Genomic DNA, 13,853 nt, shown 5'->3' on the forward strand with positions numbered 1-13,853 from the left:
AAACCACATCCTTTCCTTACTATTATACCCTTAGTAAGGTAATGATTAAAATACTGTTAGCCGTTACAAACAGCGCGGGGAACCATACGGAGAAGAGGGAATATCATATGCTTATTTCTAACCATTTAATATGGTAGTAATTAATTGAGCTCCCTCAGTATGATTTAATTTTCACACGAATGCTTATCGAAAAATCGTGAGAATTCCCAATTCGGTCGTCGTAGCGCTCTATTCAGTAATATCAATCCATTTCACGGTAATTTGATTATTTGCATTAATTACCATTTTTTTGGATTCCGCAATTCCTATTTCGTATGGATTGTGGTTTACGCTGTCGGAGACAATACAGTCCGCAGCTTCTTACTCAAGACTCATCGAGAAGATGAGTCACGTTTCTTTAGTATAATTATAAGACTATTTAAGACTTTTACGGTTTGACGTAATTCTTCAGCCATTTGATTAGCGGCCAATTTGGCCTACGGACATCAGCGAATCGTTGAAATTGCCAGGGCGTTAGCCGCCAAACCGAAGCTTCTGCTATTGGACGAACCTGCCGCGGGTTTTACCTCGGGGGAGATCCTGGAGCTTGAACGAGTGATTCGGATGAGCTTAAGGAAACAGGTTAACCATCATCCTGATCGAGCATCATATGGATTTTGTCACTCGAATTTCGGATAAGGTGGTAGTGATTGATTACGGAGTGAAAATCGCCGAGGGTAAAGCGGAAGAGGTTCAAAGTGATCCCAAAGTCAGTAGGGCCTATCTCGGAGAGGAGGAAGCGGAAGATGCTCAAAATCTCTGATCCCCATATGTATTATGGCGGCGTTCATGCCCTCAAGGGTTAAGTATAGAAAAAGGAAGGGGAAACCGTTTCCGTCATTGGATCTAACGGAGCCGGTAAAAGTACGCTCTTGAAAGGAGCTGCTTTTTGAAATAAATAAAATGCTTTTTTCGAAAGATGCGTTCAGAACAGTAAAAGAGCTACAAAGCTTTGTTTTACTAAAGGTCATGTTGTCCGTCTCAAAAAATACAAAGACCGAACTCGTTAATAAGTATTTGGATTATACGTATAGACGGACAAAGCTTCGCAGACGTCGAACAAGAGTTATCCCGTTTCTCGAAGGCATCAAGAAAAACTCCGAACGGGAAGACATGCCGACCCGGAGATGATCGGGTACGACCGGATTTTGGGTAACTCAAATTTTGATATGTCGGATTTTGAAACGGACTCTATTTCGCAGGATATAGCCAATGCGACACAGGCGGCCGAGTACATTAAACAGGATAAAGGAATCAATCCCAATTATTTGATTCCCCCGTTCCCTTTTTTCGATAACGCCCAAAATCGCGAAGACATGGCCGGATTTCTAACATCGGCACGCGTGGTTGACTGTTGTGCGGGAATCGTAATGGACGCGATTCGGGAATCGGGGCACGTAGACGATACCTTTATCATTTTTACGACAGACCACGGCATCGCTTTCCCAAAAATGAAATGTAACCTGTATGACACGGGGATTGGAGTTTCGTTAATCCTGAAATTCCCAGAAAATAAGCGCAAGGGAGAAGCGGTGGACGCTTTGGTTTCCCAAATCGACCTGTTTCCGACACTCTGCGAGGTGCTCTCGCTAGACAAACCGTCCTGGCTGCAAGGCACTTCGATCATGCCTCTCATGGAAGGCACAGACATCAGAGTGCGTGATGAACTGTTCGCTGATGTGACTTATCATGCGGCTTATGAACCCGTGCGGGCAATCCGCACGGAAAGATACAAGCTGATCAAGTATTTCGATATCCACGAAAGTTTCGTTCCCGCCAAATATCGATGACTGCTTAACGAAGGATTTTCTGCTCGAAAGCGGTTATTTGAAAGGAACACGAGATAGGGAAATGCTCTTTGATTTGTATCTGGATCCGGTGGAGCGGGTTAATTTGGTCGGGAATGAACGTTATTAGGATGTTTACATTGACTTATCCGGCCGTTTGGATGCTTGGATGAAGAAGACTGATGATCCGCTGCTGGAGGGCAAGGTGGAAAAGCCCGCGGGTGCCGTTGCGAACAACTTAAGCTGCATCAGCCCCAAAATCGACGATTTTGAATAGAAGGTGCTTATGAACATGTCGAAGAGAATTTGCCTAGATACGATGACCATGTGGCCGTTCTTAATTTTAATTATGTAAAATAATAATTTGATGAAATACAAATAAGCCATCCTATGCAAAGAGTATAGATCCTTTGTCCCATTCATTTTATATAATATCCAAAGGTATTTTTCTTGTTGGTTTTGGAAATACCTCGTCAAGTCTGTTCAGATCTTCTATGGTCAATGGAATAGTAGCAGCTTGAGCATTGGCTAAAACATGTTCTTCCTTAATAGCTTTTGGGATAGCAATTACGTTGTTCGAACGAATGGTCCACGCAAGAGCAATTTGTAATGGCTGCACATTGTATTTTTCTGCAATCTCAATGATGGTTGGATCGCTTAGTAATTGTCTTCTTAAGCTCCCTCCCTGGGCCAGGGGACTATAGGCCATAATTGGCATGTTATGTTCATGATGCCATGGTAGGAGATCATAATCAATTCCTCTAGAACCTAGATGATATAACACTTGATTTGTCATACATTTTTTTCCGTTAGCGGTATCCCACAACTCTATCATATCATCCGTATCAAAATTAGAAACTCCCCATCTTACAATTTTACCATCCTTGCGCAGTCTCTCCATTCCTTCAATCGTTTCTGCCAAAGGAACACGACTTCTCCAGTGTAAAAGATACAAATCAAGATGATCTGTTCCTAGTCGCTTTAGACTATTTTCACATGCTCTTTCAATCAAATCTAACCCGGAATGATGAGGATATACTTTCGATACTAAAAAAACTTTATCTCTAAGCCCCTTGATTACCTCACCAACTAAACGTTCGGAATCGCCATTTCCGTACATTTCAGCCGTATCGATTAGCTTCATGCCTAGTTCTATTCCAAGTTGCAAAGCTTTGATTTCTTTGTTTTTCGATTGAGGATTTTCACCCATGTACCATGTTCCTTGACCAATGCTTGGAAGAAAGGTTCCATCAGGTAAAGTTACTACACGTTTTTCAAGTGAATGCTTAATTCTCAATATTTTTTCATGGTCACTTAAACTCATTTTCATCATTCCTTTCATATCTCACCTTGTTTTTCTTGAACTGCAATTCTTCAATCATTACCTTCCATTTCAAACCGCATAGAGCGGTTTGTGAAAGAGGGGGAATAAAAATGATCAAGATAGGAGAGCGCCAGTCAGGACTCCTTTTGATTGACGAGATGAATACAACTTGCTGCTATGCAGTTCAAGATAAAGTCTGGGTTTATGATCCTGACGGAAATGCATGGGAAATTTTTTATACAAAAGAGGACTCGGAATTTGAAAGCGCAGGAGAATCAAACGATATATCACTTTGCTGTGCTCCAGTTAAAACCTCAGCTGAAGCGTGTTGTACGCCGGTTTCCGGAGCGACTACAATTGAATTAGGTTCATTAAAGAAAAACAGCGATACACGATCTTTTTGCTAAAAATAAATGACACCCACCATATTGTCGGGTGACAAAAACATAGTAACATTCCCGATGGGTGACAAGAACTTTGTAACATTTCCGACGGAACATTTTTCAGGAATATTCCCTTGAGCTAACGCGCAGGTTGAGAAGTTAAACATTGCATGCCAGCTGCTTGATAACGGAGCACCTTTAGATTTTATTCAAGGAATGCTTGGTGATGAAAAAGCTCAATCAATCAAATCTTTGTTCAGCTCCACGGAGAACGACCGGGAGAACTGTATCCCCGATTTTTTTAGCGTTGCATTCCCCTTTAGAGATTCGCTGCTATTCAACTAAAGGGCAGTAGAGCGTGGTGACAATTAGCGGCTTGTGTGAACTACGCGGGGAACCGTATCATAAATGACGGCTAATTTTTGGCATTACATGCTCGCGGGGCGAAGAAAGTCGCCTCGGAAGAGAACTACGCTTAACTTACATAATGGTTAATCTTTAGGAACTACATACCTAGATAATCTGATGCCTTTACTAACCTCAGCTGCATGAGAAGGTCTAATCCCAGTTACATCGACAATTTCTTTCACACTTAGATTATTTTTGATTATCACTTCGGCATATCTAATACCAAATAAATTTACTACTCCCTTAGGCTACATATAGTGTTGTTGTGTGATTCAAACCACATCTCGAAGCCAAAGCAAGCACCAATAAATCGATTTGTGAGCCTCATAGAGCCGATTTTTTAAGAGTTACGAAAATCTCGAGAATACCAAGCTCAGGATAAAGTTCCTTACTGTCAATTTTCTTATGCTGCTCTCTTAACGCGCTGTTTTCACTAACCGAGGATTACTCCTCTTTAAGCACCTAGCATCAATCTTATTGCAAACAAAAAACCGCTTATTTCAAGCGGCTCGGAACGATTTGCTTGTTTTGAATCACATCAACCGCTCAACATTAATTAAAGGATGTATTTTGATGTCGTAGTCAACATTAATTTTCATATTTCCCCAATATTTCAACCATTGCTCTTCCGTTATTTCTTTAGAAAACGGCTTAAGCGAATGGGTTCCGACCTCTAAGGGATCCACTTTCCACCGTTGCATTCTTTTTAATAAATCTGACGTTTGTTCCTCAAGGTAGGCCTCAATCTCATGAATTAAATGTTCCAATTGTTCCTCACTTTGAATATTCTTTTCTCCCTGGTATTCCTCAATTCTTCCGTTCAATCCCACGTGTAAAGACAAGGATGAATAGTCCCTCGATAGTTTCATGCGAACATTGGATCGAATACGTCCTAAACTGATAGTTAACTTTGGAATGGCCAAGACTTTTAGGAAATGATCGTTATCCAGAAGTTGAAAAATTTCATCGTCCACATCTTGAATGACCATTACTTCTTTATCCTTTTGGAAGAAGGCTGTCCCTACGTAATTGAAATTGTTCTTATCCGAATGAAAAACCGGCAGGATCGGATCCTTAAGAGGGGAATATAACATCTTCATAAATTGATGAATATTGACGATGCTCATTTCACCTTGGTTATGCTTCTCGTAATGCTTTAACATCCGATAAAGAAAATAATCTTGGTTTTCTTGCTTCGTCAATTGATTTTTTATGTATTCATCAAAATCGCCTCTGACAATCAATAAATAGACACGCATTGAAATATCGGGATCAACCAATATCGTATTGATCAGCTTTTCAATGCCTCCTTTTTTTGCCAGCTCCTCATTGATTAATAACATTCGCAGCTGCCCCTGCTTTAATTCCCGATAATAAATTAAATTAAACTCCTTGCCTCCCTGCTTTAACAGATCGACTTCCTTGGAGAGAAAACGTTTTTTTTCTTGGATGAGCGGTGGTACTAAAGTGCTGATTTTCAGCTTTCCTTCCGTCCCCTTGTCAACCGACCAGAAAACTACCGGAGCGATCTCTTCGATCATATTGTTCTCGACATATGGAGAAGAACAGCCGTCCAACAACATAAGGCTTACAATCGCCAATAAACCATAGTGCTTGTATGGTACCATGCCTACACACTCTCCTTTCGTTTAACTGCAGTGAAAAGGATCGTAGGAACAAGTAAATAAATGAATGCGCCGAGCCAGATTTGAATGTTCAGTAACATCTTTTGACCCGGAACCGTTTGCCATAACCATTGATCCATTAAGATGATGCTTATCAAAATGACGAACCAACTCGACAATAATCCGATCCGAGTTGTGCGTTCGTTCATTTTTCTCATAAAGACTCTTCCGGCTCCATAAAAACACAACAGAAGAATTGAAATGTCAAACACATAATTAAACATATGGAAAGAGATAAAGATGTAATCGATTCGTTCTAAACCGCTCGTTTGAATGTAGCTTCCCATATATACTACCGGAAAATTGATCTTGCTTAAGAAGTTCGAACCGTAAAACAATACCGAAGCAATGAACAATAATGAATATTCCATGATCGTCAGCATGTTTCCAATGACCAGATATTTCGATATTTTTTTATTGGAGCTTAACCATGGAACCATAAAGGCCAAATAGACTGGACCGGAAAATGCCGACCAAATAAACAACAAACCCTGCCATGATTGTCCTGACCATTCGGTGGGTATGAGAGGATACAAATCGCGGTAATTTGCAATCGGCGGAAAGAAAAAAGGAATAAACACGAGTACGATCCAAGCCCCGCAAAGAAAGGCGATGACGACAAAACGCAATGTTTTCTCCATTCCATGTGAAGCCACAAATAAGCTGATCAAAAGAATCATTAGGATCAGCCACTTTTTATTCATTGATGGATACATAAAACTATGGATCATTTCAACGTATCCCATTGTGATGATTGAAATTTTTAACAATATTATCAAAAAACCAAGTATTGCGAAAACTTGAACCGTCCGTTTCCCAAAAAGCTGTAAAAATCCTTGATATCCTTTCGCTGCATAACTGGAAGTAAACCATTTGGACAGCATCATCACATTAAGTTGGGACAGCAGCCCCATCACGACAATTCCCCAAACCATATACGAATGAACCAAATAAACCGGCATGATTAAAATAAAATAATGCATTTGCGTGCGATTCACTAATAAAAGGAAATAGATGCCGCCAAAGGTGGATGTTCGATTGTATAAGGATAAACTCTTCACTTCTTCATCTCCTTCCGCCATTTCCGCAGTGGTTTTAGGTAATTCGGACGCGTTTTCATCCATATTAAAGGGCCGCGGATAAAGAGGTCGATCCAATCCTTCCCATAAAAAGGGGCAATCGGCGCTAAATAAGGTTGACCTAATGACGTTAATCCATGGAGATGTGCAAGAATCCCAATCAGCCCGATCACGATTCCCGGCAACCCAAGAAACGATGAAAGGATAAGAAGAAGAACTTGCATCAGCACCATGGATTTTGTTATTTGATAATTGGGAACTAAAAAGAAAGCAATAGCGGATATACCCATCAAAACAATCAATACTTTACTTGCAAAGCCTGCTTCTACAGCCGCTTGTCCAATGACGATACCACCGATAACCCCTAACGTTTGACTGGTTTTGGTCGGCATTCGCAAACTTGCTTCTTTGATGATTTCCAGCGTTATGATCATGAAAAATCCTTCCGTAAACGGAGTAAAGGGCAATTTGCTTCTCGATTCCAATAATACGAAAAGAATCGGCAGCGGAACCATTTGGTAATGAAATGTCGTTAACGCAACATAAAATGGAATCATCGTTAAAGAAATAATAAAACTTCCGTACCGGATTAAACGTAAAAAACTGGCTACCGGCCAACGAAGGAAGTAGTCTTCCGGCGATTGCATTAGATGAAAAAAAGTAATGGGAGCAATTAAGGCAAACGGTGAATTGGAGACCAATAGCGTCAGCTTTCCCTCACCTAAGGCGTAGGCGCAGGCATCCGGCCGATCCGTTTGTAGTAACTGCGGAAAGACCGTATGATGATGATCTTCAATAAAAGCTGCAAGCTGAGAGGAGTCTAAAAATTGATCGAAATCCACACTTTCAATTTTCTTTCTTGCAAGGGAAACAAATTCCGGATTAATTAATCCGTCTATGTACAGTAACACAACTCTCGTTTTACTCAGTGAACCGACAGTGAAGCTTTCCGTTTTTAATGTCGTTATAGGTAAACGCCTGCGCAACATTGTAATGTTTTTATCGATTTGTTCGCTGAAGCTGTCTTTCGCTCCATATATAACAGTTTCCGTTTGGGAAGTTTCAACTGCCCGACCAAGAGGATTTTCCAGTTGAACGCCTAACCATTGATCGTTGACTAAATCGTTTAGAAGAATAAATCCTTGCATTATTTTTTGTTGAGCATCTTCGATCGAAATAACTTCCGAAACTTTGGCATTGGTTATGCATGAAGAAAGCGAATTGCCGGCAGATCGATGAAGTGGCTGAATAATCGCCTCGTTTAAACGCTCTTGATCGATTAACGTTTTTATGTATAAAAGATGGACTGAAGCACTGGTACCCATTCTGTGCTCAACGACTTCGGCATCATCCATATGGTTTAATTTCTGTTTTAATTCATCAAGCCATGTGGACATTTGATGATTATTCATTTGAGGGTCATATTTTTCATCCATAGTCTTCTCCATCATTAAAGTAATCAAAATCATCTGGTATTATCTTGCTCTGTAATCGAAAAATAATACGACCGGCAATTTGTATTTCAAGCCGCATAACGTTTCGGGTTTGATTGCTCTCAAGTCATTACATGGTTGATTGGGTGTTCGCTCTCAAAGTATAGCTGCCCCCCGTTATCGGGGCGCATACTTCGTCTGCCGGTGCCAACTTTTGCAACCTCCAGCTTTGCGGATAGCGCACCGGTTCAATTAGACAGCGGAAAACTTCAAAATAATCGGGTGCTGATTCCTTTGCGGGCTGTATCGGAGAATTTGGGTGCTGATGTACAGTGGAATCACAACATCTAAATATGCCAAAGGGCTATAGAGATTCGATTATAAGAGCCTTCGAACTAAACACCTCGGCGAACGTTTGTTGAATGGAACGAATGGAACTTTTATAAATGATTGTAAAAAGTGTTCAAAACATATTTGTCACCCAACAGTTTCTTGTTGGGTGACAAATTAAGTTTTGAAGTAAAGTAGGCATTCACTCTATTGGGTGAACGCTTATTATATTTTCTTGTATTGAGGAAGTCCTTAGTAGTCGTATGGAAGCAAGTCATTCAACCCGGGGTGATTAAACGAACGGGCAGGATAGTTGTAAGGATTGCTTGAATACCGCGTGAAAGAAATAGTAAAAATGAATTGACATTGGAGTTTACTCCAATGCTATTGTGAATGTATGGAAAAACAATATTCTATAAAAGAGGCTTCACGGATACTTGGTATTCCGAAGGATACGCTTCGGTACTATGACCGTATTGGAATCGTATCGCCGTCCCGAGAACACAATTCTTACCGCAGGTATTCTAAGGACGACCTCTTCGATTTGATGAATATTCAAATCATGCAGTATGCGGACTTTTCTCTAGAAGAAATCAAGGGGAAGTTTCAGTTCCACAGAATGCAGAGTGTAGATCCTGCTTATTGCCAGGAGGTCGCTGAATTCCTTGATGCCAAAAAAGCAGAAACGCGCAAGAAAATTGCACATCTTGAAAAGGTCAGTCAGTTGCTCGACGTAGCAGTTGAAACGCTAAGGGACTTTAATCATGAAAGTGACCAGCGGCTGGCAGTGTTCGTTCGGGAGATTTACCGGGATCTTCACAAGAAAGATCCTGGAATAACTAAGGAGGATTGTGATGGACATCAAAATTAAGAATTATTATTATCTGATTGCTGGCGTTCTTGCGATACTGTTTGCCGTTACGCACGCTTGGAACGGGCAATCCGCTGTACTGCCGACGCTCTTTGTGAATGATATAGCCATGGATACACGGATAATATTTAGGTATGTCTGGCACATTATCACCGCAGAGAATCTGGTCTTCGGCATTGTATTCATTATCCTGTCATTTCAAAGCGAGCGATCGAAGATCCGGTCTGCTGCATGGACGATCGCGTCACTTCTGCTCGTTCGTCTGATGGTCATTCTCGGCGTAACGGCATTTTATGATGTTTCGGCACTTACGGATACGTTAATCGATTCGATTGCCATCCTAATCTATGTCGCTTTCATCATATTGGGCATAAGAATGAAGAAAAAAGAGTTCGGAGGTCAATCGCCACAAACCAATAGGAAGGTTTGAAGAACTAAACTGCGTTTCACTGCCAGTGATTTACCTAAATTCTGCAATTAAAAGCTATGCAAAAAGCAACGTCCAATCTGGTAATTGGAACGAACATGAATCTATTAGTAAGGCATTGCGTGGAAAAATCCATATTCAACACAACCTAAAGGAAGTTGCAACAAGGAAAAGAATATGATAATATTCAACTACATTTAACGATTGGAGATGAAGAGGATAATGTAATATTTCTTGCCCTTTTTCTAAGAATAGAACAGTGCTTGTTTTATTTCTTATTGGCAAGAAAGTTACCTTATTCTTTTCACTCAAACTATATCCTTTTTCATACCCTGGCCCGGGTTGAATTTGTCGTATTTTTTTGAGCTGCAGGAAAGGTAACTTTCTTGCAGCTTTTTTTTTTCGACAAAGGAGGATATCGGAGTGTCTACTATTAACGTATCAAACCTGACCTTTGCCTATGAAGGCAGCTACGACAACATCTTTGAAAACGTCAGTTTTATGATGGATACTGACTGGAAATTGGGCTTTACAGGGAGAAATGGCCGGGGGAAAACGACGTTTCTCCAACTATTGCTCGGCAAGCATGAATACAGCGGCTATATTTCGTCGCAGGTAGAGTTTGAATATTTTCCATTCCATGTGGAGCGCAAGGAAAGTCTAACGTATGAAGTAATTGAAGATATTTTCCCGGACTATGAGCACTGGCAATTAATACGGGAGTTTTCGCTACTAAAAGTGTCCGAGGACGTTTTGTATCGCCCTTTCAATTCGTTGTCCAACGGAGAACAGACCAAGGTGCTGCTAGCGACCTTGTTCATTAAGGAAAACAGCTTCCTGCTCATTGACGAGCCGACAAACCACCTAGATATGAATGCGAGGAAGCTTGTAAGCCAATATTTGAGATCAAAGAGCGGGTTCATTCTTGTATCTCATGACAGAGCGTTTCTCGATCATTGCGTCGATCACATTCTCTCCATCAACAAAACCAATATCGAGATCCAGAAAGGTAATTTTTCGAGCTGGTGGGGAAATAAGCGGAGGCAGGATCAGTTCGAACTTGCGACGGACGAAAAACTCCGTAAGGACATCAAACGGTTGTCCGATTCGTCCAGACGTACTGGGGATTGGGCGCATGCAGTAGAAAAAAGCAAAAACGGCACAAGAAATTCCGGCTCCAAAATCGATAAAGGCTATGTAGGCCACAAAGCCGCCAAGATGATGAAGCGCTCGAAATCGATTGAACAAAGGCAGCAATCAGCCATCGAAGAGAAATCCAAGCTTCTGAAAAATATTGAAAGCTCAGAAAGTCTGGAGATTACGCAGCTCTCTTATCATAAGCCTCAACTTGTGGAGCTGGATGCGGTTTCGATTTATTACGGGGAAAGACAGGTATGCGAGAATGTAAGCTTTACGATTGAGCCAGGCGAATCCATTGCGCTAATAGGCCCGAACGGTTCGGGAAAATCTTCGATTCTCAAGCTGATATGTGGTGAGGGGCTAAGCTACACTGGAAGCTTACGGAAGGATAGCCAGCTTCGAATATCGTACGTATCACAGGATACTTCCCACCTTCGTGGAAATTTGTCGGACTATGCTAGGGAGCATGGAATTGACGAAAGTTTGTTTAAATCGATTCTTAGGAAACTTAATTTCTCCAGATCGCAGTTTGAAAAGGATATGTCGGCGTTTAGCGGCGGCCAGAAGAAAAAGGTGCTGATCGCCAAAAGCTTGAGCGAGCAAGTGCATTTGCATATTTGGGACGAACCGCTTAACTTTATTGACGTCATCTCGCGTATGCAAATCGAAGAACTGCTGCTTGAGCATAACCCAACCATTCTATTCGTGGAGCATGACAGCGAGTTTTGCAAGAATATCGCAACAAAGATTGTAGAACTGACAAACTAACCTTTCTTGGAGGATGAGGGCAATGATGATTGAGGTTGAAGTTGAGGTTGTAGATGATTTTGTGAACCTGTTCATTTCGAATGAGAAGGTTCACGAAAATATAATCTCGGTTTCTAATGTTTCGCAATTTAGAAGGAACATCGGGGAGGCCCCGTTATCAACGGTAAAACGTCACATTTGTGGCAACTGTACCACGGGAATCATGCTCTCGTCTTTTACTTTTAAGAGGCGGGAGCTTTTTTATTTTAGCTTGTCAAAATCAGATGACAAGAGCTTGAGGACATTCCCGATTTTGACAAGAACATTATGACATCCCGACGGATCGCGCTACTAGATATGGATGGCTATGTAATCTTGGGCAAGTTAGTTGCAGGTTGAAACGGGCAGAATAGTTCCAATATGTGGTACCATTAATGAGCATAAAATTTGCATCGGGGGCTGGTTGTTATTAATAAAAAGAACGAAGTAATTAGGCGTTCACTCAACCGGGTGAACGCCTTTTTTTATAGTATAGGAAAATGAAGGAATTTGCACCGTCGTTCGAGCGGACAAAAAACCAGCATAACCACCAGCCATACAAGTATTAATGATTAGTATAGGGCAGGTGAAAAATAATTCGTCTGTCCTATTTGCTGTTGAATGGCTCCAAATGATCGCAAAAGTGAAATAAAAAGGTCGTCATATTGGATGTGAGCCTCCATATGTTTACGGTAGAATGAAAATACGCTCTCATTCCTTGATGGGGCTGGAATTGGAATCCCGGACCCGTTATGTTTCCGCGCAAGACAATTTCTGGCGGGAGTCAAACATTTCATTTGAGAAAAAGGAGGAATTTTCTATGGGAAGAAGCTACTACTCAATCATCGAGATAACAGATCATGGTCCATACGTTACCAAACTGGTGCTGCCCATATCGGTGAACGTGAAGGCTGAAGAAGTGAAGCCGGAATGCTTTAGTGTATATGTGGAGCGGAAGGACAAGAAGGGCGAGATCCTGAAGCTTTCGAGGAACTGGTTAGAGAAGACGGAAAAGGAGTTAAGCAAGGGCTACTGCGTGGTGGAAGCCGCTTATCCTTCCTGTAGCCAGGGTGTACGAAGAGAGGAAGGGGAATTCGTGACTCTAGAAATGAAGTATGGACCGCTCGATTCCTTATCCGCTGCAATTGCCTGTCCGAGCGACTTCAACGAGTTTATCTTCAGCGATTATCGGATTACACAGATTGCGGAAATTCCAGCGGAGGAAGAGAGGCTGACGGGATTGGTATTCGACCTGTGTGCAGGCAATACCATGAAACAGGCGGAGAAGTTCCTGCACGGCATTTCCTCCTATGAAGAGGAGCCGCTAAAGTATGGCTACTTCGTGCCGCAGACTGGAAACGGCAGGCGGCCACTCATCATCTGGTTGCACGGAGCTGGAGAGGGCGGACAGGATCCGACCATCGCTTATACGGGCAACAAGGTGGTGAACCTGGCCAGCGATGCAATCCAAGCGAAGTTTGGCGGAGCTTACATGTTGGTACCGCAGACACCGACCTTCTGGATGAACGACGGCAGCGGACAGTACGGCAGATCAGGTAAGTCCAAGTATGGAGTGGCTTTGAAGGCTCTGATTGATGAGTTCATTTTCAGGAATGATGCGGTAATCGACACTAACCGGATCTATATCGGCGGCTGCTCCAATGGGGGATTTATGACCATGCGTATGGTGCTGGACTATCCGGATTTCTTCGCTGCTGCATATCCTGTTTGCGAAGCGCTGTTCAATGACGTCATCAGTGATGCGGATATTGAGGCGATTAAGCATGTGCCGATTTGGTTTACCCATTCCAAGGATGATTTGATTGTAAAACCGGAGGAAACTGTAATACCGACTTATAAGCGCTTGATTAAGGCTGGTGCGAAGAATGTGCATTTCTCGCTCTTTGATAAGGTTGTGGACATCCATGGCTTGTTTGCGGATGAAAAGGGAGAGCCGTTTAACTATATAGGGCATTTCTCCTGGATATATGCCTTGAACGATGACTGTCACCTGGATTATGACGGGAAGTCGGTCGTGGTGGAGGGTAAGAAAGTATCTCTGATGGATTGGCTTGCTATGCAGAGCAAGTAAACGAAATTAGAATGTAGTTGAGTTTTAACCGGCAACAGCGGCCAGGCTTGGTCATTCACGTCCTAGTCC

Annotated in this window: 12 protein-coding genes and 3 pseudogenes; 10 read left to right on the forward strand and 5 right to left on the reverse strand. The window is 42.0% G+C overall.

The genetic code is table 11. From position 1 onward, the window contains the following. The first annotated feature begins 471 nt into the window (after positions 1-471). The 4 genes and pseudogenes from G519_RS53630 (at position 472) to G519_RS44125 (ending at position 1,829) form a co-directional block, all read left to right on the forward strand. Positions 472-678 carry an ATP-binding cassette domain-containing protein gene (locus G519_RS53630; protein WP_208860904.1) on the forward strand — a complete coding sequence of 69 codons (207 nt, stop codon included), beginning with the start codon at positions 472-474 and terminating at the stop codon, positions 676-678. Beyond that, positions 650-802 carry an ABC transporter ATP-binding protein C-terminal domain-containing protein gene (locus G519_RS51680; RefSeq protein WP_244280184.1) on the forward strand — a complete coding sequence of 51 codons (153 nt, stop codon included), beginning with the start codon at positions 650-652 and terminating at the stop codon, positions 800-802. Before G519_RS53630 ends, G519_RS51680 begins: the two co-directional genes overlap by 29 nt. A 55-nt stretch (positions 803-857) precedes the next feature. Further along, positions 858-932 (forward strand): annotated as a pseudogene (locus tag G519_RS52300) (ATP-binding cassette domain-containing protein); the annotation flags it as partial. A 276-nt stretch (positions 933-1,208) separates the two neighbouring features. Beyond that, positions 1,209-1,829 carry a sulfatase/phosphatase domain-containing protein gene (locus G519_RS44125; protein ID WP_161632950.1) on the forward strand — a complete coding sequence of 207 codons (621 nt, stop codon included), beginning with the start codon at positions 1,209-1,211 and terminating at the stop codon, positions 1,827-1,829. 421 nt (positions 1,830-2,250) lie between these two features. Here the strand turns inward: G519_RS44125 and G519_RS0122840 are convergent, their stop codons facing one another. Next, positions 2,251-3,150: an aldo/keto reductase gene (locus G519_RS0122840; RefSeq protein ID WP_029196674.1), complete on the reverse strand. Its 900-nt coding sequence runs from the start codon at positions 3,148-3,150 to the stop codon at positions 2,251-2,253. A 146-nt stretch (positions 3,151-3,296) separates the two neighbouring features. On the opposite strand from G519_RS0122840, the pseudogene G519_RS49190 reads away from it, so the two are divergent. Beyond that, positions 3,297-3,557: pseudogene (locus G519_RS49190) on the forward strand (hypothetical protein); the annotation flags it as partial. Positions 3,558-4,024: 467 nt separating this feature from the next. Here G519_RS49190 and G519_RS53915 read toward each other — a convergent pair. The 4 genes and pseudogenes from G519_RS53915 to G519_RS0122860 form a co-directional block, all read right to left on the reverse strand. Then, positions 4,025-4,165: pseudogene (locus G519_RS53915) on the reverse strand (HTH-like domain-containing protein); the annotation flags it as partial. A gap of 309 nt (positions 4,166-4,474) precedes the next feature. After that, entirely contained in the window at positions 4,475-5,569 is a 1,095-nt protein-coding gene (locus G519_RS0122850) for a Ger(x)C family spore germination protein (RefSeq protein WP_029196675.1), read from the reverse strand. A 2-nt stretch (positions 5,570-5,571) separates the two neighbouring features. Next, the gene (locus tag G519_RS0122855; RefSeq protein WP_029196676.1) at positions 5,572-6,687 is read right to left on the reverse strand and encodes a GerAB/ArcD/ProY family transporter; all 1,116 of its coding nucleotides are present in this window, start codon (positions 6,685-6,687) and stop codon (positions 5,572-5,574) included. After that, a complete protein-coding gene (locus G519_RS0122860) occupies positions 6,684-8,141 on the reverse strand; it encodes a spore germination protein (RefSeq protein WP_029196677.1) in 1,458 nt (485 codons plus the stop codon). Before G519_RS0122860 ends, G519_RS0122855 begins: the two co-directional genes overlap by 4 nt. 201 nt (positions 8,142-8,342) lie before the next feature. Here G519_RS0122860 and G519_RS53635 point away from each other — a divergent pair, with 201 nt between their 5' ends. From G519_RS53635 to G519_RS0122885, 5 genes are all read left to right on the forward strand, one after another. After that, the gene (locus G519_RS53635) at positions 8,343-8,489 is read left to right on the forward strand and encodes a stalk domain-containing protein (protein WP_161632951.1); all 147 of its coding nucleotides are present in this window, start codon (positions 8,343-8,345) and stop codon (positions 8,487-8,489) included. Positions 8,490-8,865: 376 nt separating this feature from the next. Then, positions 8,866-9,339 carry a MerR family transcriptional regulator gene (locus G519_RS44135; protein WP_029196678.1) on the forward strand — a complete coding sequence of 158 codons (474 nt, stop codon included), beginning with the start codon at positions 8,866-8,868 and terminating at the stop codon, positions 9,337-9,339. Beyond that, entirely contained in the window at positions 9,323-9,769 is a 447-nt protein-coding gene (locus G519_RS0122870) for a hypothetical protein (protein ID WP_174806675.1), read from the forward strand. The genes G519_RS44135 and G519_RS0122870 overlap by 17 nt, the downstream gene beginning before the upstream one ends. A gap of 420 nt (positions 9,770-10,189) precedes the next feature. Next, positions 10,190-11,674 (forward strand): Lsa family ABC-F type ribosomal protection protein, encoded by a 1,485-nt coding sequence (locus tag G519_RS0122875; RefSeq protein ID WP_029196680.1) that lies wholly within the window; start codon positions 10,190-10,192, stop codon positions 11,672-11,674. 838 nt (positions 11,675-12,512) lie between these two features. Further along, complete coding sequence (locus tag G519_RS0122885; protein WP_029196682.1) at positions 12,513-13,784, forward strand: prolyl oligopeptidase family serine peptidase; 1,272 nt, start codon at positions 12,513-12,515, stop codon at positions 13,782-13,784. Positions 13,785-13,853 lie beyond the last annotated feature (69 nt).

Source organism: Paenibacillus alginolyticus DSM 5050 = NBRC 15375, assembly GCF_000422905.1.
Classification (GTDB): domain Bacteria; phylum Bacillota; class Bacilli; order Paenibacillales; family NBRC-103111; genus Paenibacillus_E; species Paenibacillus_E alginolyticus.